Genomic DNA, 18,022 nt, shown 5'->3' with positions numbered 1-18,022 from the left:
GAAAACGGCCAAGCCAGCGGTGAGGCTAGCGAATAATGCTCCGGCAAATAATGCAGAGACCCGTTTTCATGGCAGGCTTTATCGCGCTGGTTTCATCGATGGTCAAGAGCACCCTGCGCCTCCTGCGACACACATCTTGATTTTATTTGTGCGCACGCCAGTCACCCGCACCCGCCGCCGCCAATTCGTCATGATTGCAGCCTGTTTCCTCGGACACGGATTCGCGGTCGCCAGACATAGGTTTGATGGCCTGTTTCCCCGGTGACACCCGTGCGGTGAGCGATGTGCGAAAGGATGTCACATGATCCTCCGAAGCGACCAAGGAAGAACGAAATGACGAAGACGAACAAGAAATCGAAATCCGGATGCGACCTCATCCATCGCTATCGGCCGCTGGGGCTGAAGGCGGTTCTCGCCGCAGCGCTGCAACTGAAGGCGCGCATGCGGGATTCGAACATACCGAACGCCTGACGAAAGCGGCGCAATTGGCAGCACGATGGCCGGCGTTGCCGGCCCTCCGCGAAAACGAAACACCACAACCGAAGAATTATACTCTAAACAGGTTAATTTCTGTTAACAACCACATCCAAAGCGACAGCAGGACCCAACATAACTCGAATTTCTGGCGAACTTTGACCAAATTCATGTGCTAATGCAAAATAGAGATCCAAGATCCGTCATGAATATCTTGGTGCCGCCGTATTTGTTAATGGGAGTTAAACATGGGTACGGAACGAGCGAAGAAAACGACCGCGCATCTGGAGAGCTCCAAGCCGCTGGTGGAGCAGTACAAACCACTGGGATTGAAGGCTGTGCTTGCCGCCGCGAGCCAACGCAAGCCAGCAGTTCCAAGCGTCAGGCGGGAACTTCCGGCCGGCGTGAAGCTGGTGGACGCGTGACCTGTTGAGGGTCGCGGCTTGCGTTCGCGCGCTCCACCGCCTCAGAGCAGTGAAAGCTGGCCGGAATCGTCGTCCTTCGCGCGCTTTTTCCTTTGCGCGGAAGGGGGCGCAATCAGCGCCTCAGCCACCGGCTCCTGAATGTCGGGGTCGACATTCGCCACCTTGTTGACCTTATCGGATACCGGGATGGCCTCGAAGAATTCATCTTCCACCGGAGTCAGAAGTTCGGCGACATTGCGCGGCTCCTGCGTCGTGCAATCCAGCCAGCGGGCAAAGTCCTCCGGGCGGATGACAACCGGCATCCGGTCGTGGATCCGGCCGATCGAACCATTGGCCCTCGTGGTCAGGATCGCGCCGGTGTCGATCTCGGACCCGTCAGCCGAAGACCAGGTTTCCATCAGCCCAGCAAAAGCAACGATCCGCCCGCTTCGCGGCCGGATCCAGTAGGCTTGCGACTTTTCCCCTGTCTCCTTTGGCGGGCGACGCCACTCGTAGAAACCGGTCGCCGGCACCAGGATGCGGCGATGGCGCATGGCGGCCCGGAACGAGGCCTTGCCGATCGCCGTTTCGGCGCGCGCATTGATCAGAAGCGGAAACTCGCGCGGATCCTTCACCCACGACGGCGTCAATCCCCAGCGGACCAGAATCGCCTTGCGCTCCGGCAGGTTGCTTCCCGGCAGCTGGCGATCGCCGGAGATAACAACGAGAACCGGCTGGGTCGGCGCAATGTTGTAGCGTGGCGGAAATTCCTCCACGTCCATGACGTCGAGAAACTCCTCCAGCCGCGCTGCCGGCTCCGTCAATGCAAATCGCCCGCACATGATAACCGATCCCGCCCGGCGCACCGTCTCCCGCGGATGGGCAGCGGTACGCTTCATTTCAATACCGGATGCCGTTCGTTCCGCCGGCACGCCAGTCTGGAACAATCTACGGGGAGTACCTATAAAGGGTCAATGAACAGTCCGGATTCGCCGATGTCGCCCCAAGCAGCCTCCTCTGCCATTCTCGAGCGCGACGGCCGCTACCTGTTGGTGCTGCGGCGCAATCCGCCGGCGGCCGACATGTATGCCTTCCCCGGCGGCCGTGCCGAATCGGGCGAGACGCCGGCCGAGACGGCGCTGCGCGAGTTTGCTGAAGAGACCGGCATCGTCGCGCGCGAACCTCGCCTCTACGCCACCTACGACCTGAAGAGCAGCACGACCGGCAGCCACTATTTCCTGTCCGTCTTTCGTGTCGAAGCAGACCCCGACGCAGTCGCCGTCGCCGCCGACGATGCGGCCGATCTCGGCTGGTTCACGGCGGAGGAAGTCGCCGCGCTGCCCGCCCCTGAGAGCGTGCGAGACTGCATCCGTCGCCTGGAGGCTGATCGTGGGCAACAGGCTGCTGCACCATTTCACCGCGTCGGAATGAGCTAGGCACGATGGTGAAGCTTGCCCACCTCGCCCTGCTGCTGCTGTCCGTGACGTGGCCCGCCATGGCACAGGAAAAGCCTGGCGCCGCCCCCAACGCGGCTTCGACGGCTCAGCCCGCGCCGGAAAGCAAGCCTGCGCCCTATGACGCACGGCTGGAGCGGCTGTCGGAGATTCTCGGATCCGTCCACTATCTGCGCAACCTTTGCCTGAAGGACGGCGAGGACACTTGGCGGAAGGCGATGGAAAACCTCATTTCGATGGAAGCCGGAAACGAGCAGGCCCGCAAGGAGCGCCTCACTGCCGCCTTTAACCGCGGCTATCGCTCCTTCGCCTCGGTTTATGCCACCTGCACCGCGCAGGCCGTCGTCGCAGAAGAGAAATACCGTAACGAAGGTGCAACACTGGCCACCGAAATTACCGCCCGGTTCGGAAATTAGAGGATAATTAACCTCTTTTCGTCCTGCCCCGTGTCGTTTTGGGAAAAGGCTGATAAGGTTGTTAACAGTCTGGTAAAGAAGTAGATGCCGCGCATGGATCATATGATGGAACCTAGCCTCAACGATATCGACGAGATGATCGTGCATGAGAAGATGCAGGCCGCGCTGGAATACCAGAACGAGGCCTGGGCGGACGGCATGGCTGACGGCATCGAGCCGGAGATCATCGCCGACGCCGCCATCGCGCTGGCCATGCGCGAAACGATTCGCGTTCTCGGCGAGCAAGGTGCCGAGGCCATGCTGCAGTCCCTGCGCGAGCGCATGCTTGCCGGCGAGTTCTCTCCTGAGCGCACGCTTCAATAGGGGCGAGATCGGGACAATGCACAGGTTCGTCGACCGCATCAGGCTGCTTCGCGGCAGCGTGTTCGCTGCTTCCTTGTTGTTGACGGTCACGGGAACACTCGGCCCAACTTCACCTGCCTTCGCACTCAGCGAGTTGCAGCAGGTTCCCGGACAGCACACCGAAGACAAGTCGACGGAAACGCCCGCAGACGATGGCGCGGCGACCGAGACCGAAACCATTCCGGACGAAGGCGCGCGGCGCCTGCAACTGCCGATGCCCGATCCGCTGATTCGCAAGGACACGGCCGAGCAGGAGGCAGCGAAGCCCGAAACCAACACCGTCACCGAACCTGAAACGCCGGTCGAAGTGATCTACGACATCGACAAGGCGCCCCAAGCCGTTCGCCGGATGCGCGAATTGATCGTCGAGGCCGCGGCATCCGGCGATATCGAGCGTTTGCGACCGCTGCTCGGCAAGGGACCGACACAGACGCAGGTTTCCGTCGCCGACGGCGACGATGACCCGGTTACCACTCTGAAAGGCCTTTCCGGCGATCCGGACGGCATCGAGATCCTGGCGATCCTGCTCGATGTCCTGGCGACGGGTTTCGTCAAGGTCGACGCCGGCACGCCGAACGAGACGTATGTCTGGCCGTATTTCACCGAAAAGTCGCTCGACAATCTGTCGCCGCCGGAAAAGGTGGAGCTTCTCCGCATCGTCACGGCGGGTGATTTTGCCGACATGCAGGAATTTGGCGGCTACAATTTCTATCGCGTCGGCATCGCGCCGGACGGGCAGTGGAAATTCTTCGTCGCGGGCGATTGAGCCGGCTCGCTTCGCCCGCGGGCGCGCACCATAGGCTTGGGCCTTGCGAAGCCTGATCCGACATTCTACCTCTCAACTGAAACACATGATTTTGTGCGTGCTTCTTCGCGCCAACTGGGAACTGGATCAAACCATGCCTGCCGTCACACTTGCCGGACGCGCCCACATCACTGTTGCCGGCGGCGACGCCGAAGATTTCCTGCAGGGACTGATCACCTGCGACGTGGTCTCATTGCCGGAAGGCGAGGCCCGCACCGCCGCACTTCTGACGCCACAGGGCAAGATCCTGTTCGATTTTCTCGTCAGTCGCGTCCCTTCCGGCGGCTTTCTCATCGAGACGGCCGAAGAACAGCGCGAGGCGCTGGTCAAGCGTCTGGCCATCTACAAACTGCGCGCCGCCGTGGAGATTTCTCCCTTGGCGGAGACACACACGACCATCACCTGGGGCAGCGAGGGAGAAGGCGTCGTCGACGGTCGCTTCCTCAAGGCCGGACAACGGGTCCTGCGCCGGCCGGGCGCCGGTGGCAGCGATGAACCTGCCGCCTACGACGCGCTGCGGATTGCGCACGGCATTGTCGAATCCGGCAAGGACTTTGCCCTTTCGGACGTCTTTCCGCACGATATCCTGCTCGATCTCTCCGGCGGGGTTTCCTTCCGCAAGGGCTGCTTTGTCGGGCAGGAAGTGGTGTCCCGTATGCAACATCGCGGCACGGCCCGGCGGCGGCCGGTCATCCTTCGGGCGGCGGCAGCGCTTCCGGCACCCGGCGCGGAACTGACGGCCGAGGGCAAACCGGTCGGCACGCTTGGTACGGTTGTCGGGCAGGATGGCCTTGCCATCGTTCGCATCGACCGCGTCGCCGACGCCATGCGCGCGGGCGCGCCGGTTCTTGCAGGTGACGTCGAAGTCGAGGCGTGGCTTCCGGAATGGACCGGGCTCGATTTTCCCGGCGAAAGCGCCGAGGCACCGGCACAATGAGCGGCGCGCCACGGCCGAAGATCGAGCCGCGGGCCTGGCAACGGATGCTGTCCGGACGCAGGCTGGACCTGCTCAATCCTTCGCCGCTCGATGTGGAGCTTTCCGACATCGCCCATGGGCTGGCGCGCGTCGCCCGCTGGAACGGCCAGACCTCCGGCGACCATGCGTTTTCCGTCGCCCAGCATTCGCTGCTCGTGGAAACGATCTTCCGCCACCAGAACCGCTGCACGCCGGACGATTGCCTGATGGCGTTGCTGCACGACGGACCCGAATATGTGATCGGCGACATGATCTCGCCCTTCAAGGCCGTCGTCGGCGGCGGCTACAAGACGGTGGAGAAGCGGCTGGAGGCGGCCGTACATCTGCGGTTCGGCCTGCCCGCGGAAACACCGCGCGCGCTGAAGGAGAAAATCAAGAAGGCGGACCGCATCGCCGCCTTCTTCGAGGCGACCGAACTTGCCGGCTTCTCGCGTGTCGAGGCGGCGAAGTTCTTCGGCGAACCGCGCGGCGTGACGCTGGACCTGCTGACCATCACCCCCATGCCGGCCGTCGAGGCGCAGCGGCGGTTTGCCGAGCGCTTCGCGGCGATCGAGGCCACCCGTGCCGGCGCGGCCCTGGAGCCGCAGGCATGAGCAGGATCGTCGTCGCGCCGCTTTCGCGCATCGCCGAAATGGCCGTACGGAACCGATGCCGGGAGATGATCAGCCTCGTTGCGCCGAAACAGGATTTCCACCGCCCGGCGGTGATCGATCCGGCGCGTCATCTCGTGCTCGGCGTCAATGACATCGCCTTCGCCGGTACCGGCGATCTGGTTGCCCCGCAGGAAGCACATGTCGAGGCGATCATCGCCTTCGCCCGGAACTGGGACCGGCAGGCGCCCCTCCTGATCCATTGCATGATGGGCGTTTCCCGCTCGCCGGCCGCCGCGTTGATCGCGGCTCTTGCAGTCTCTCCCGACCAGGACGATGATGCGATTGCACTTCGCCTGCGCGTCGCCTCGCGCCAGGCAACGCCCAACAGCCGAATCGTCGGAATTGGCGACGCGCTATTGTCACGCAACGGCCGGCTTGTTCGGGCGGTACAGCAGATCGGACGAGGCGCCGACTATGTCGGCGAGCAGCCATTTTTCTTCGACATCGAACCTGCAGTGACCGAAACAGACGCTGGAGCCGCCCCATGATCGTGCCGTCGCCGTCGCCGCCCGTCGAAATCGGCCTGAACGCGGCAGTGGTGGCCATCTTCAATCGGGGACCAGCGATCCTGACTGTCGGGGGCGGGGCTGGCGAGCGCGAGGCCCTCCCCTTCGGCCCGTTCGAACCGGCCCGGCATCGCACCTTTGAAACCAGCCTGCGCGCGAGCGTCGAGCAGCAGACGGCGCTGAAGCTCGGCTATATCGAGCAGCTTTACACCTTCGGCGATCGCGGTCGGCAGAAATCGCCGAGCGAGGCGGGTACGCACATGGTCTCGGTCGGCTACCTGGCGCTAACGCGCATGGATGCCGAGGCAACCGAAAGACTGGAGGCGACCGGCGCCCACTGGCGGGACTGGTATGCCTTCCTGCCGTGGGAAGACTGGCGGCACGGGCGACCGGCCGTGCTTGACCAGACAATCATTCCCGCCCTGTCGGAATGGGCAGCGGCGAGTTGGCAGAACGATGGCAAGTCGCTTCCCAATCGCAGAACGCGACTGAGGCTCGCCTTCGGACTCGACGACTTCCCCTGGGATGAGGAGCGGGTCCTAGAACGCTACGAACTGCTCTATGAAGGCGGGCTTGCGGAGGAGGCGGTGACCGACGGCCGTGCACCCGGCAAGGCAGCCGTCGGCCTTGCCATGCAGCACGATCACCGGCGCATCCTGGCAACAGCGGTTGCGAGGCTGCGGGCAAAGATCAAGTATCGCCCGGTCATTTTCGAGCTGATGCCGTCGGAATTCACGCTGACGGAACTGCAGGCGACGGTCGAGGCGATCTCGGGCCGCCACCTGCACAAGCAGAACTTCCGCCGCCTCGTCGAGGGAGCGGAACTGGTGGAGCCGACGGGAGGAACCACCTCGGAGACCGGCGGCCGTCCTGCGGCGCTGTTCCATTTCCGGAGGCAGATTCTGCAAGAGCGCCCAGCGCCGGGACTGAAGGTCGGCGGACGGTAGCCACACGCTGCCCGATATGGCGAGTGCGCGTGTTCTAAAGCGCGTCGCGATCTGTCAAATCGCTTGCCACGCTTTAGGTCCTTGTTCTTTCGCTGTCTTTGTCCCGAAACCGGTTCCCACTTTCGGGTGACATGCTTCAAGGAATGACCGCGCAGGCCACGCGATCGCCAGCCCCGCCGGCCGGATCGGTGCGGTAGTTGTCCGACCCGCCGTGCACGACGACCGCTCGGCCACGAATGCCTCTCTCCTTGTCTTCGAGCAAAACAGACGCATCGAAGACCTGAGCCCGCAGGACGCCGTCGTCGCCGACATACTGGTTCGGCATATCCCCGGCGTGGGCCCCCTCGGCGGAAAGAAATCCATGCTTTTTGCCAAGGGGATTGAAGTGGGCGCCCGCCGACTTGAAACCATCCTTCGGATCACAGGCCCCCGTCTCGTGAATATGCAGGGCCACCCACTTGCGTGGCGGCAAGCCGGTGAGTTCCATTTCGAGCAAGACCCCGCCATCGCTCTCGGTCAGCAGGACGCGACCGATTTCGGTCCCTGATAGCCCAATGAAATCGGCCTTCGCGGAGTTACCGTCCTGGGCGAAAGCGGATGCGGCGACGAAAATTGCCGCGGCGAATGGTACAACATGCCGGGTCATCTGACGTCCTTCCCATCTGGAGTGGAGACAGGATATGAACACACCCAGAGGCGGCGTGTTCCCCGAAAGCGTCTTTCAGCGAAAATTTATCGTACGACCACGTCCAGCCCGATGTCGAGCGTCGGCGCCGCCATCGTGATCTTCGAGGTGGAGATGTAGTCGACGCCGGTTTCGGCGATGGAGCGGATCGTCTTGAAATTGACGTTGCCGGACGCCTCGAGCTTCACCCGGCGCGGGTCGCCGACATAGTCGTCATCCGTCAGGCCGGCACAATCGCAGTTGATCTCGACGGCGCGGCGCAACAGTTCCGGCCCCATATTGTCGAGCAGGACGACGTCTGGAGCGGCCTCCAGCGCCTCCTCCAGTTCCTCCAGCGTGGTCACTTCAACTTCGATCTTGACCAGGTGGCCGGCGAATTCACGCGCGGCACGGACGGCGCCGGCAATGCCGCCGGAGACGGCGATGTGATTGTCCTTGATCAGGATGGCATCATCGAGCCCGTAGCGATGTGACGAGCCGCCGCCCATCCGCACCGCGTATTTTTCCAGCGCGCGCAGCCCGGGAATGGTCTTGCGGGTGCAGCAGACCCGCGCCGTGGTGTGGGCGATTTCGCCGGCGAAGGCCGCCGTGTAGGTGGCGACACCCGACAGGTGCATGAGGAAGTTCAGCGCCACGCGTTCGGCCGAGAGCACGCCGCGCGCCGGCCCGGAAACCCGCGCAAGCACGGTGTCGGGCTCGACCCGATCACCATCCCGGACCATGGCCTCGAAAACGATCGCCGGGTCCATCAGCCGGAACGCGGCGGCCGCGAGCTCCATGCCGACGATCACGCCGCGCTCACGCGCGTTCAGCTCCGCCTCCGCCGTCATGCCGGCCGCGACTGTCGCCTGGCTGGTGATGTCGCCGGCGCGGCCAAGGTCCTCGACAAGGGCGGCGCGCACCTGATCCTCGATCAGGAACGGCGAAAGAACGGGAAGGTTGGGTGCTGTCATCGCTATTGTCCAATCTGCGGGGCATCGTTCCGGCCCGCCGGTGCTTATGCCGCTGCCGTTTCCGCCAATTCGGCCACGACCTGGTCGGCCTCCGCAAGCGTTATGTAGGTGCGGTGCTTCCATTCCTTCCGCTGCTCGGGGAAATCGGCGCGGAAGTGACCGCCGCGGCTTTCCTCGCGCAGATAGGCACCCACCGCGATCAGCTTGGCCGTGGTGACGATGTTGTGGAAGCGCATCCGGCTGTTCTCGCGCTCGAGGCTGGCGATCGCTCGGATTGCCTCCTTCAGCCCGTTGCGATCGCGGATCACGCCGACCTGCGCGCTCATCAGCTTGCGCAGGGCCGTTAGCGCCGGGCTGTCTTCCACCGTCACCAGATCGTCGCTCTCGTCGGCCTTCTTGCCCCAGTCGCCGGTTTTCGGCTCGGGCAGCATGCCCTTGATGTTCTCGGCGATGCGGGCGGCAAAGACAACGGCTTCCAAAAGCGAGTTCGATGCCAGCCGGTTCGCGCCGTGGACACCGGTCGAGGTCACCTCGCCGGCGGCCCAAAGCCCGTCCACCGAGGTGCGACCCTCCGCATCCGTCAGCACACCGCCCATGTGGTAATGGACCGCCGGCACGACCGGAATCGGCTGGGTCACCGGATCGATGCCGGCAGCCACGCAGGACGCGTAGACGGTCGGGAACATCTCGGGAAAATGCTTGCCCACCGCCTTGGTGCAGTCGAGGAAGGCACCGCGCCCGGCCTGCACTTCGGCGAAGACACCGCGCGAGACAATGTCGCGGGGTGCGAGTTCGCCGTCCGGGTGAATGTCGAGCATGAAGCGGCGCCCGGCGGAATTGACGAGTTGGGCACCATCGCCGCGCAGCGCTTCCGTGGCAAGCGGCGCGGGGTCGCGACCGATGTTGATCGCCGTCGGGTGGAACTGGACGAACTCCGGATCGGCCATGATGGCGCCGGCGCGCGCGGCCATGCCCACGCCCTGGCCGCAGGCCTCCCACGGATTGGTCGTCACCGCATAGAGATGGCCGACGCCACCGGAGCAGAGCACGACGGCGCGGGCCGGAAAATGCACGCGATTCTTCGACTGGCCGGCGTCGGGCCGGGCGATCACGCCGGAAACGAAGCGGCCTTCCCGCACCAGCTCTTCGACCACATAGCCTTCCAGCACGCGGATCGACGGTGTCTTGCGGACGGCGGCGATCAGCGCCTCCATGATCGCCTTGCCGGCCATGTCTCCGCGCACGCGCACGATACGCCGCTCCGAATGGGCCGCCTCGCGTGACAGGAGCAGCTTGCCCTCCAAATCACGATCGAACGGGACGCCGTAATCGAGCAGATCATGGATGCGCGCCGGCCCTTCGGAAACCATGAAGCGCGCCATTTTCTCGTCGACAATACCGGCGCCGGCTTCGATCGTGTCGGCGACGTGCTTCTCGAACGTGTCGCCGGCGCTCATCGCCGCGGCAATGCCGCCCTGTGCCCAGGCCGACGAGGCGCCCTGGCCGATCGGTGCGGCGGCAAGGATCGTCACCGGCCGAGGGCTGAGCTTCAGCGCGCAAAAAAGCCCGGCCAGCCCGCCGCCGACGATGACGATGTCGTCGATGGCGTTCCAGGAAAGGGGGCGAAAACTGTCGATCGGCATTCCATTCTCCTCCACGGACCGCCTCTTCCCTCCCCTTGTGGGGAGGGCAGCCCCTACTGCTTCAAATTCACCATCCGCTCGACGGCAAGACGGGCGCGATCGGCAATTGCCGGGTCGATCACCACCTCTTCCGTCATGTTCACCAGGCTGTCGAGAATTTTCGGCAGCGTGATGCGCTTCATGTGCGGACAGAGATTGCACGGCTTGATGAAATCGACGTCCTTCACCTCGGCCTGGATATTGGAGGCCATCGAGCACTCGGTGACGAGCAGCACGCGCGGCGGCAGCTTGTCCTTGACGTAGTTGATCATGCCCGAGGTGGAGCCGGAGAAATCACAGACGGCGATCACGTCGGGATGGCATTCCGGATGGCCGATGATCTCGATCGACGGATCGGCTTCCTTGTAGGCAAGGAGCTCGGCCGGCGTGAAGCGCTCATGCACCTCGCAATGGCCCTTCCAGGTGAGGATCTTCTTGTTCGTCTGCTTGGCGACGTTCATCGCCAGGTACTCGTCGGGAATGCAAAGGACCGTGTCGCTTTCCAGGCTTTCCACGACGGCAAGGACGTTGGAGGAGGTGCAGCAGATGTCGGTTTCCGCCTTCACCTCGGCAGAGGTGTTGACGTAGGTGACGACCGGCACACCGGGGTAGCGCTCCTTCAGCAGCCGCACGTCGGCGCCGGTGATCGATTCCGAAAGGGAGCAGCCGGCACGAAGATCGGGAATGAGGACCGTCTTTTCCGGGTTGAGCAGCTTCGACGTCTCGGCCATGAAGTGGACGCCACACTGGACGATGATCTCTGCATCCACTTTTGTCGCGTCGCGGGCAATCTGCAGCGAGTCCCCGACGATATCTGCGATGCAATGAAAGATCTCGGGCGTCTGGTAGTTGTGCGCGACGATGACTGCCCCGCGCTCCTTCTTCAGCCGGTTGATGGCATGGACGTAGGGGGCGTAGACCGGCCACTCGATCGCCGGAATGAACTGCTTCACCCGCTCATACAGATGCTCGGTCTCGCGGGCGATTTCGGGGGTAAAGGAGAGGTCCGGCATCGCAAGTACGCCGAAGCGCTCGGCGGCGCTGCGTGGCGTGGTCCTGCCGACACTTGTGGCAGCGGTTTGGGTCATGCCCCCTCCCTTTCTACCGCCTTTCAGGCGGCCGACTGTTTTGCTCATACTGAGCATAATTGGCACCCAACAAAACCGGCAGAGCCGGCTCGGCTGATTTAGAAATTTTTGTGACGCTTCGCAAGGGATCGCCCGCCATTTCCGGCGGGCAATTTTTGCCTCAAGCCATCGCCGGACGGCGGACGGCCTGTTCGCGGATCGGCCAGTGGACGATCGCCGCGAAGACGCCCAGCGCCACGCCGAACCACCAGACCGGATCGTAGGTGCCGAAGTGGTCGTAGAGGTAGCCGCCCATCCAGACGCCGAGGAACGAGCCGATCTGGTGCGACAGAAAGACGACGCCGCCGAGGAGGCCAAGGTGACGCGTGCCGAACATGATCGCCACCAGCGCGTTCGTCGGCGGCACAGTCGAGAGCCACAACAGCCCCATGACGATCGCAAACAGGATGACCGACAGCGGCGTCTGCGGCAGCAGGATGAAGGCAGCGACGGCGACGGAACGGGCGATATAGATCAGCGCCAGGAAGTAGGGTTTGGAATAGTGCTGGCTGATCACGCCGGAGGCGAGCGATCCGATGATATTGAAGAAGCCGATCAGCGCGAGCGCGATCACCGCATAGCGCGCGTCGATGCCGATATCGCCGATATAGGCAGGGAAGTGCGCGGTGATGAAGGCAACCTGATAGCCGCAGACGAAGAAGCCGGAGACCAGCAGCAGATAGCTCTTGTGGCCGAGCGCCTCTTTCAGCGCCTCGCCGATCGATTGCTTGTACTCCGCCTCCTTCTGCGTGCCGGAGGACGAGTTGCCCCGCAGCGGCATTGCAAACAGCGGAACGAGGAGCATCAACACGCCGAGGATGACGAGGCTGTCCGACCATCCGTAGGCCGAAATCAACCCCTGGCTCAGCGGCGCGAACAGGAACATGCCGGCGGAGCCGGCGGCCGTCGCGATGCCGAAGGCCATCGGGCGCTGCGCCGGCGTGACGTTGCGCGCGAACGCTGACAGCACCACGCCAAAGGAGCCGGCCGCCACGCCGAGACCGACGAGCACGCCGCCGCCGAGATGCAGCGTCAGGGGCGAGCCGCCGACAGACATCAGGAACAGGCCAGATGAGTAGAGAATGCCGGATAGCGCCAGCACGCGCCATGTGCCGAAGCGATCGGCGATCGCGCCGAAGAAGGGCTGTCCGAGACCCCAGAAGAGATTTTGGAAGGCCATCGCCAGACCGAAGGTTGTCCGATCCCAGCCGGTCTCCTGCAACATGGGAAGCTGGAAGAACCCCATGGCGGACCGCGGGCCGAAGGTGAACAAGGCAATGATGCAGCCCGCGCCGATGATCAGCCATGGCATTTGCGAGCGGCCGGTCGCGGCAACGGTGGTGGAAGGAGCAGACATGGGAATCTCCGGATGTTCGGGCGGCAAAAATAGCGGCCACGACCTATCCAAAAAAGTGAATTAATTTGACCGGCCGATCAGCGAAATTCATGCTGGGAATCGTTCAAGTAAACCACGGTGTCAGCCACGAACTTTCATCGGCCAGCGCCCGGGGCGCTGGCCGATGACGCTCACCGTGTCGCCAACCCGCAGCGTCCCCTCCCCGCGCGGCACCGCATTCCAGCCGAACAGCACGCCGGCGACGCGGCGGTCCGCCGACATGCGCTTTTCGGCAAGGCCCTGGATCGGATTGCCGCCGATGCGCTCGCCGGTCATCTGGTCCTGCGTGGTCATGATGCAGCGGGAGCAGGGCTTGACGAGATCGAAGACGACACCGCCGATCTCGACTGCCTCCCACAGGTCTTCGTCCCACGCGCCGTCGTGGTCGATCAGGATATTGGTGCGGAAGCGATCCATGCCGACCGGCTCCTGGCCCTTCTCGACAAGCGTGCGATTGAGATCAGCGAGCGAGCCGGTGGTGGTGATGAGGACCGGAAAACCATCGGCAAACCCGACCGGCGCCGGCTGGCCAGCCCACGTCTCTCCCTCGTAGCGGCTCGAAAGCGCATCCATGTGGACGAGCCGCACATCGCGACCGAGCCACTCCGAGAGGGCCGAATTGGCGGCATCGTCGGCAAGGGCCGCATCGACAGAACTGTCCCAGACCGTGACCTGCAGCCGGCGCGCGGGATCGAAGCCGGGCACGATCTCCCGCCCCTGCATGACGAGACGAACCGTGCCGTCCAGCGGATAGGCTTCCACCTGTGCCAGAAACTGCAACTCCCGTTGCGTGATGAAGCGGCCATCCGGATCGGTCACCATGAAGCGGCGGTCGTCCGCGAAACCGTCGAGGCGCACCGAAACCTCGGCCTTGGCGATGGCACGTCCGCTTTTCAGCGGGTGGATGTTCAGGGCGGCGACGGTCATTGGCTTCATAGGCTGCGTCCGATTCCTTGGAACAGAGGTCCCGCACCTTTAGCTCATCGGCGACGATGCTGGAACTGGTCGCGGAACGCTGAAGTCCTTTAGGTTGCTACCCGCGCAGAGAAGCCCGGCCGACATCGAGACCGTGATTCTTGTCGCGCCCTCCAAAAACCACCATCGGCCGGCGCAGCAGGCCGCGCCTCAACCGGCTGGCCCGCCAGAGATCGCCGACCAGACGCCGCCCCGGTGCCTCGATCACGCTATAGCTGACCCAGGCGGCAAGGAGGGCGGTGACGAGCGTCAGAACGGCCAGGACCGGCAAGGGCAGCAATGCAGAGAACGTCTGGCGCGTCAGGAACATGACCGGGACATGGAGAAGATAAAGCGAAAAGCTCGTCACGCCGAGGAAACGCAGCGGATCCGAGGAAAGCACGCGCGCCGTCAGTGGATGCTCACGCGCGACCAGCGCGACGATCAGCGCGGATGCCAGCGCCGTCGGAAGGCCCCAGAAAGGCTCGCCCACAACCGGAACCATGTGCTTGTAGCTGAAGAAGACGACCAGAAGAACGACCGCCATGACGCCAATCAGTACCGACGGAGGACGATCGGACAGAGTGACGTGAAGTCGCCCGGCAACAACGCCGAAGAGGAAATAGGGCAGCTTGGCGTGCAGCAGGATCCCCGGCCCCGGAAAATCGAGCAGGCTGACAACGGCGACCACCCCCATCAGGCCGAAGCCGATGACCTGGTAGCGGCGCGGGTCACTCAGGAACAGCCAGATCACCGGAAAGGCGACGTAGAACTGGATTTCCGGCGGAACCGACCAGAAGACGCCGCTCTTGCCAAGCAGCATCACATGCAGCGCAAAATCCAGCAGGCCTTCCATCGGCTGCGGATAGCCAAGCTGTGTCACCGTCGACAGAACCCCGACGAGACAGACGGCTGCGAGGTAGACGGGGTAGATCCTTGCGAATCGACTGACGAGAAAGTCACCCACGCCCTGACGCGTCACCGGGCGGCGGCCGTAGAGATAGGCCATCAGGAAGCCGCTCAAGGCGAAGAATATGCCGACGGCCTCGGTGCCGATGTCGAGATAGGGAAGCGCTCCGAATTCGGGAAAGATCAGGGTGATGTGCGATAGGAGGACGATGGCCGCCGCGAGTCCGCGCAGTCCGTCAAGACTTCCGATGTGACCTGGCCCGTTCATCCTGCCCGCCGCCTGCCCCGTTGCTGGTATTCAGGGCGGCAGATGATGGCTCATCACCGGTTTATGGCGCGTTAAGCCGACGCGCATCAGGCTCCCGGCGGCGCGGTGGTTGCACGCTCCCCGTCCCGCCTGGACAGGATCTTCTGGTAGAACAGGCCGATGCCGATCAGCACCGCCCCGAGGCCGATGAAGGACAGCGCGCGCAGGATGCCTTCGAGGTTGGCCATGTCGAAGAGGAAGACCTTGATCACGGCGATCAGCACCAAGGCCGCCGACGCGAGGCGGAGGCTCTTGGCATCGAAGCGCGAACCGAGTGCCAGCAGCGCCACCCCGAGCAGCAGCCAGACGACGGAATAGGTGTAGGCCTCGCCCTGCAGGAAGCCCTTCCAATCGGCAATCCCCTCGCCGTGCCAGGAGCGGCGCACAGACAGCGAAAGCCAGGCGAAGATTAGCGCGGCCCCGGTCAGCGCCAGCAGCATGACATAGGGCGCCGGCCGCCTTCCGCGCGCGTACCAGGCGAGCCCGCCAAAGGCGAGGCCGGGCAGCAGATAGCCGATCAGCAGCAGGTTGAAGAACGGCCAGCGCCCGGTCAGTTCGCCGGTGAAGTACGGGTTGAGCGCAACGAAATGCGCCATCAGTATCGACAGCATCGAAAGAACGCCTATCACCATCGACCCGTAGCGGAAGACCGGGCTCGGCGATCTCACATCCAGGCTCATGAAAACGGCCGAGGCGCCGGCGGCAAGCATCGTGTAAATCGACTGCTCGCCGAGCGTAGGCACCGCGCTGTCGAGCACGCCACCGTTCATCGCGTGACGGACGAGGATGGCGATCGCCAGCAGTATGAACAGGCTCGCCAATGCCTGCAGGAGATTGCGCACCCGCGCGTGCGGCCAGCGGCGCAGCTCGTAGGCGGCAATCGCAAGCAGCAGCGCAGGCCCGCCATAGCCGGCAAGAAGCTGGTTGAACAGCGGCGTCCTCGACAGGTTGGCGGCGCCCACGACCGTCGGCTCCCAGGTAATGCGAACCGCCACGACAAGGGCGGCGCCTACCATCATCCAGGGCAGCACCGGCCAGGGACGAAGCCGCGTCGCAAACACCATGGCGAGACCGAGGACGGCGACGAGCAGCGTCGTCGCCAGGCCGTCGGTCAGGGCAAACAGCGCCAGCACGAGGAAGGCGAAGCCGCCGGCCACCAGCGACCACTGCGGGATCTGTCCGCTCCGATCGGCGGACCCGCGCGAAAAAACCTCGGCCCCGGCGAAGTAAGCCAGGCCGAACACGAGCGCGAGAAGGCCATGCTTGAGGTCGAGCGACAGATTGCCGAAGGCGAGGAAGCTCACAGCCATGATGGCAACCGGGAAGATGGCGATCAGCACGCTCCAGAGCGCCGCATAAGCCGGCGCCCTCTCCCGCCACCGCCACAGCGCCGCGGCGCCGATCGCCGCGAAGCCCGCGGCCAGCAGCAGGATGAGGTTGATGGCGCGCGCACCTGCCATTGCCTGTTGCGAAGTTGCAGTCTCGAACCCTGCCGAACGATCCACGAGGCCGATGGCAAGACCGGCAAGATCGGCAACGACCATCGTGCCGGAAAGGGCGCACAGAGCGCCTAGCACCGCCGGATAGAGCGCCCAGGATCGCACGGCGCCAACCGCCGCCAGCGCCAACACGAGCACCACAAATGCCGCCAAAGCCGTGGCCGGGAACGGATAGAGGAACGCGAGTATAATCGCCGGCACGACGGTCGCCAGGGCCGCGCTGAGGGACACCGGTGCCCAGGCGGGGGCAAGCCACCGCTGCCATCGCGCGGCAACCGGTTCTGAGTTGCCCACCGCCGTCGCCGTCTCGGCGGCTGGCGCTTCGCCCTCACCGTCGGCTGCGTCCGTGTTCCCCTGCCCGACCGCTGTGTGCGGGACATCCCCGGCTCCGCGCCCGGAGCCCGGCCAGACGAACGCGGTTCCCGCCAGCATGGTGCAAAGCGCCAGCGTTAGCGGCAATGTCGCGAGCGGTTCTGCTGCGGCGAGATAGAGGATCGCCCACAGGCCGAGACCCGCATTGGCGAGCGTCGGAACGACCTGCCAGTTACGCAGGCGTGAGGCGGTGATCGTGGCGAGCCAGGTCAGCGACAGATAACCGAACAGCCGCCAGGGGTCGGGCTCGGGTGCCGCGACCAAAAGCGGCGTCACCATCGAGGCGAGCAGGCCGAGACCGGCGAGCGCCTGGCCGTGCAGCAGCGAAAGCGCGATCGTGGCAAAGGCGACGGCGGCAAGCAGCAGGAATGCGACCGGCGCGCCGAAGTACGCATAGACGCCATGGGCGGCATAGGTAACCCCGAAAAGGGTAAGTGCACCGGCGGCAGTGAGAATGCCGGGGACCATGGCGTTCTGGAAGGCGTTGGCGATCAACGGTTGCGTGCGCCGGCGGATGAACTCACCGGCGGCAATCAGCACCAGGCCGAACAGGGCGGCGAGCGACAGGCGCACGGCCGGGCTGAGCAGGCCGCTCTCGATTGCGTATTTCACCATGAAGATGCCGCCGAGTGCGAGCGCCAGCCCTCCGACCCAGACCGCCCAGCGCGCGCCGATGCGGCTTTCAAGGCTCTCGCGCACCGGCGCCGTCTCCGGCGTAGCGATCTGGACCAGCCCGTTGGCGCCATCGACCATCATTGCGCGGCCAGTGTCGGCAGTTGCAACGTCGCCGGCCTGCACCGCCGCAGCGTCTCCGGGTTGCGACAAGGGCGCCCCGCTTGTCGTGCCTGCCGCCGACCAGGGGCTTGCAAACGGTGCTTCAGCCTCCTGCAGCACGCCATCTGCAGTAACGCCGCCATGCGCCGCTTCGACCGCCTCGGCGGCTGCTTGAGAAGTGGCGGGCACAACGCCACCGACCTTCAGGGCATCGATCTCCTGCCGCAGTTTCTGAATCTCTTCAGTGAGTTTCGCCGCGTTCTTGCGGGTCTTGTTCATCACGGTGATCGCAAGCACGATGGCGACCAGGGCCAGTATTTCCGCCAT

General features: G+C 64.2%; 19 protein-coding genes. 10 read left to right on the top strand and 9 right to left on the bottom strand.

Going from position 1 to position 18,022, the window contains the following annotated elements:
* Positions 1-333 precede the first annotated feature (333 nt).
* A complete protein-coding gene (locus tag J2Y48_RS12960; protein WP_310418289.1) occupies positions 334-471 on the top strand; it encodes a hypothetical protein in 138 nt (45 codons plus the stop codon).
* A gap of 251 nt (positions 472-722) precedes the next feature.
* Positions 723-899, top strand: a complete 177-nt coding sequence (locus J2Y48_RS12955; RefSeq protein ID WP_310418286.1) for a hypothetical protein — start codon at positions 723-725, stop codon at positions 897-899.
* A gap of 41 nt (positions 900-940) precedes the next feature.
* Here J2Y48_RS12955 and J2Y48_RS12950 read toward each other — a convergent pair whose 3' ends face one another.
* Positions 941-1,720, bottom strand: coding sequence for an SOS response-associated peptidase (locus J2Y48_RS12950; RefSeq protein WP_310418860.1), 780 nt, complete (start codon positions 1,718-1,720; stop codon positions 941-943).
* 153 nt (positions 1,721-1,873) lie between these two features.
* On the opposite strand from J2Y48_RS12950, the gene J2Y48_RS12945 reads away from it, so the two are divergent.
* From J2Y48_RS12945 to J2Y48_RS12910, 8 genes are all read left to right on the top strand, one after another.
* Positions 1,874-2,314, top strand: a complete 441-nt coding sequence (locus tag J2Y48_RS12945; RefSeq protein WP_310418283.1) for an NUDIX domain-containing protein — start codon at positions 1,874-1,876, stop codon at positions 2,312-2,314.
* A 5-nt stretch (positions 2,315-2,319) separates the two neighbouring features.
* Positions 2,320-2,748: a TIGR02301 family protein gene (locus J2Y48_RS12940; RefSeq protein ID WP_405030223.1), complete on the top strand. Its 429-nt coding sequence runs from the start codon at positions 2,320-2,322 to the stop codon at positions 2,746-2,748.
* Positions 2,749-2,841: 93 nt separating this feature from the next.
* Positions 2,842-3,111, top strand: coding sequence for a hypothetical protein (locus J2Y48_RS12935; RefSeq protein WP_310418280.1), 270 nt, complete (start codon positions 2,842-2,844; stop codon positions 3,109-3,111).
* A 16-nt stretch (positions 3,112-3,127) separates the two neighbouring features.
* A complete protein-coding gene (locus tag J2Y48_RS12930) occupies positions 3,128-3,916 on the top strand; it encodes a hypothetical protein (protein ID WP_310418277.1) in 789 nt (262 codons plus the stop codon).
* Between the two features lie 133 nt (positions 3,917-4,049).
* The gene (locus tag J2Y48_RS12925) at positions 4,050-4,892 is read left to right on the top strand and encodes a folate-binding protein (protein ID WP_310418274.1); all 843 of its coding nucleotides are present in this window, start codon (positions 4,050-4,052) and stop codon (positions 4,890-4,892) included.
* The gene (locus J2Y48_RS12920) at positions 4,889-5,524 is read left to right on the top strand and encodes an HD family hydrolase (RefSeq protein WP_310418271.1); all 636 of its coding nucleotides are present in this window, start codon (positions 4,889-4,891) and stop codon (positions 5,522-5,524) included. Before J2Y48_RS12925 ends, J2Y48_RS12920 begins: the two co-directional genes overlap by 4 nt.
* The gene (locus tag J2Y48_RS12915) at positions 5,521-6,072 is read left to right on the top strand and encodes a tyrosine phosphatase family protein (protein ID WP_310418268.1); all 552 of its coding nucleotides are present in this window, start codon (positions 5,521-5,523) and stop codon (positions 6,070-6,072) included. The genes J2Y48_RS12920 and J2Y48_RS12915 overlap by 4 nt, the downstream gene beginning before the upstream one ends.
* Positions 6,069-7,037 carry an NrtR DNA-binding winged helix domain-containing protein gene (locus tag J2Y48_RS12910; RefSeq protein ID WP_310418265.1) on the top strand — a complete coding sequence of 323 codons (969 nt, stop codon included), beginning with the start codon at positions 6,069-6,071 and terminating at the stop codon, positions 7,035-7,037. Before J2Y48_RS12915 ends, J2Y48_RS12910 begins: the two co-directional genes overlap by 4 nt.
* 136 nt (positions 7,038-7,173) lie before the next feature.
* Here the strand turns inward: J2Y48_RS12910 and J2Y48_RS12905 are convergent, their stop codons facing one another.
* From J2Y48_RS12905 to J2Y48_RS12870, 8 genes are all read right to left on the bottom strand, one after another.
* Positions 7,174-7,683: a superoxide dismutase family protein gene (locus tag J2Y48_RS12905; RefSeq protein ID WP_310418262.1), complete on the bottom strand. Its 510-nt coding sequence runs from the start codon at positions 7,681-7,683 to the stop codon at positions 7,174-7,176.
* Positions 7,684-7,769: 86 nt separating this feature from the next.
* Entirely contained in the window at positions 7,770-8,675 is a 906-nt protein-coding gene (nadC, locus tag J2Y48_RS12900) for a carboxylating nicotinate-nucleotide diphosphorylase (protein WP_310418259.1), read from the bottom strand.
* Positions 8,676-8,719: 44 nt separating this feature from the next.
* Positions 8,720-10,318, bottom strand: a complete 1,599-nt coding sequence (locus J2Y48_RS12895; RefSeq protein WP_310418256.1) for an L-aspartate oxidase — start codon at positions 10,316-10,318, stop codon at positions 8,720-8,722.
* Between the two features lie 53 nt (positions 10,319-10,371).
* Entirely contained in the window at positions 10,372-11,445 is a 1,074-nt protein-coding gene (gene nadA / locus J2Y48_RS12890; RefSeq protein WP_310418253.1) for a quinolinate synthase NadA, read from the bottom strand.
* Positions 11,446-11,605: 160 nt separating this feature from the next.
* The gene (locus J2Y48_RS12885) at positions 11,606-12,841 is read right to left on the bottom strand and encodes an MFS transporter (protein ID WP_310418250.1); all 1,236 of its coding nucleotides are present in this window, start codon (positions 12,839-12,841) and stop codon (positions 11,606-11,608) included.
* Between the two features lie 120 nt (positions 12,842-12,961).
* Entirely contained in the window at positions 12,962-13,807 is an 846-nt protein-coding gene (locus J2Y48_RS12880) for an MOSC domain-containing protein (protein ID WP_310418854.1), read from the bottom strand.
* A 106-nt stretch (positions 13,808-13,913) separates the two neighbouring features.
* Entirely contained in the window at positions 13,914-15,011 is a 1,098-nt protein-coding gene (locus J2Y48_RS12875; RefSeq protein WP_310418246.1) for an acyltransferase, read from the bottom strand.
* An 86-nt stretch (positions 15,012-15,097) separates the two neighbouring features.
* The gene (locus tag J2Y48_RS12870; RefSeq protein ID WP_310418243.1) at positions 15,098-18,022 is read right to left on the bottom strand and encodes a DUF2339 domain-containing protein; all 2,925 of its coding nucleotides are present in this window, start codon (positions 18,020-18,022) and stop codon (positions 15,098-15,100) included.

This window comes from Mycoplana sp. BE70 (genome assembly GCF_031455855.1).
Lineage (GTDB): Bacteria > Pseudomonadota > Alphaproteobacteria > Rhizobiales > Rhizobiaceae > Mycoplana.
The sequence above is the reverse complement of the archived record's forward strand: the minus strand, read 5'-3'. Positions and strand labels throughout refer to the sequence as shown.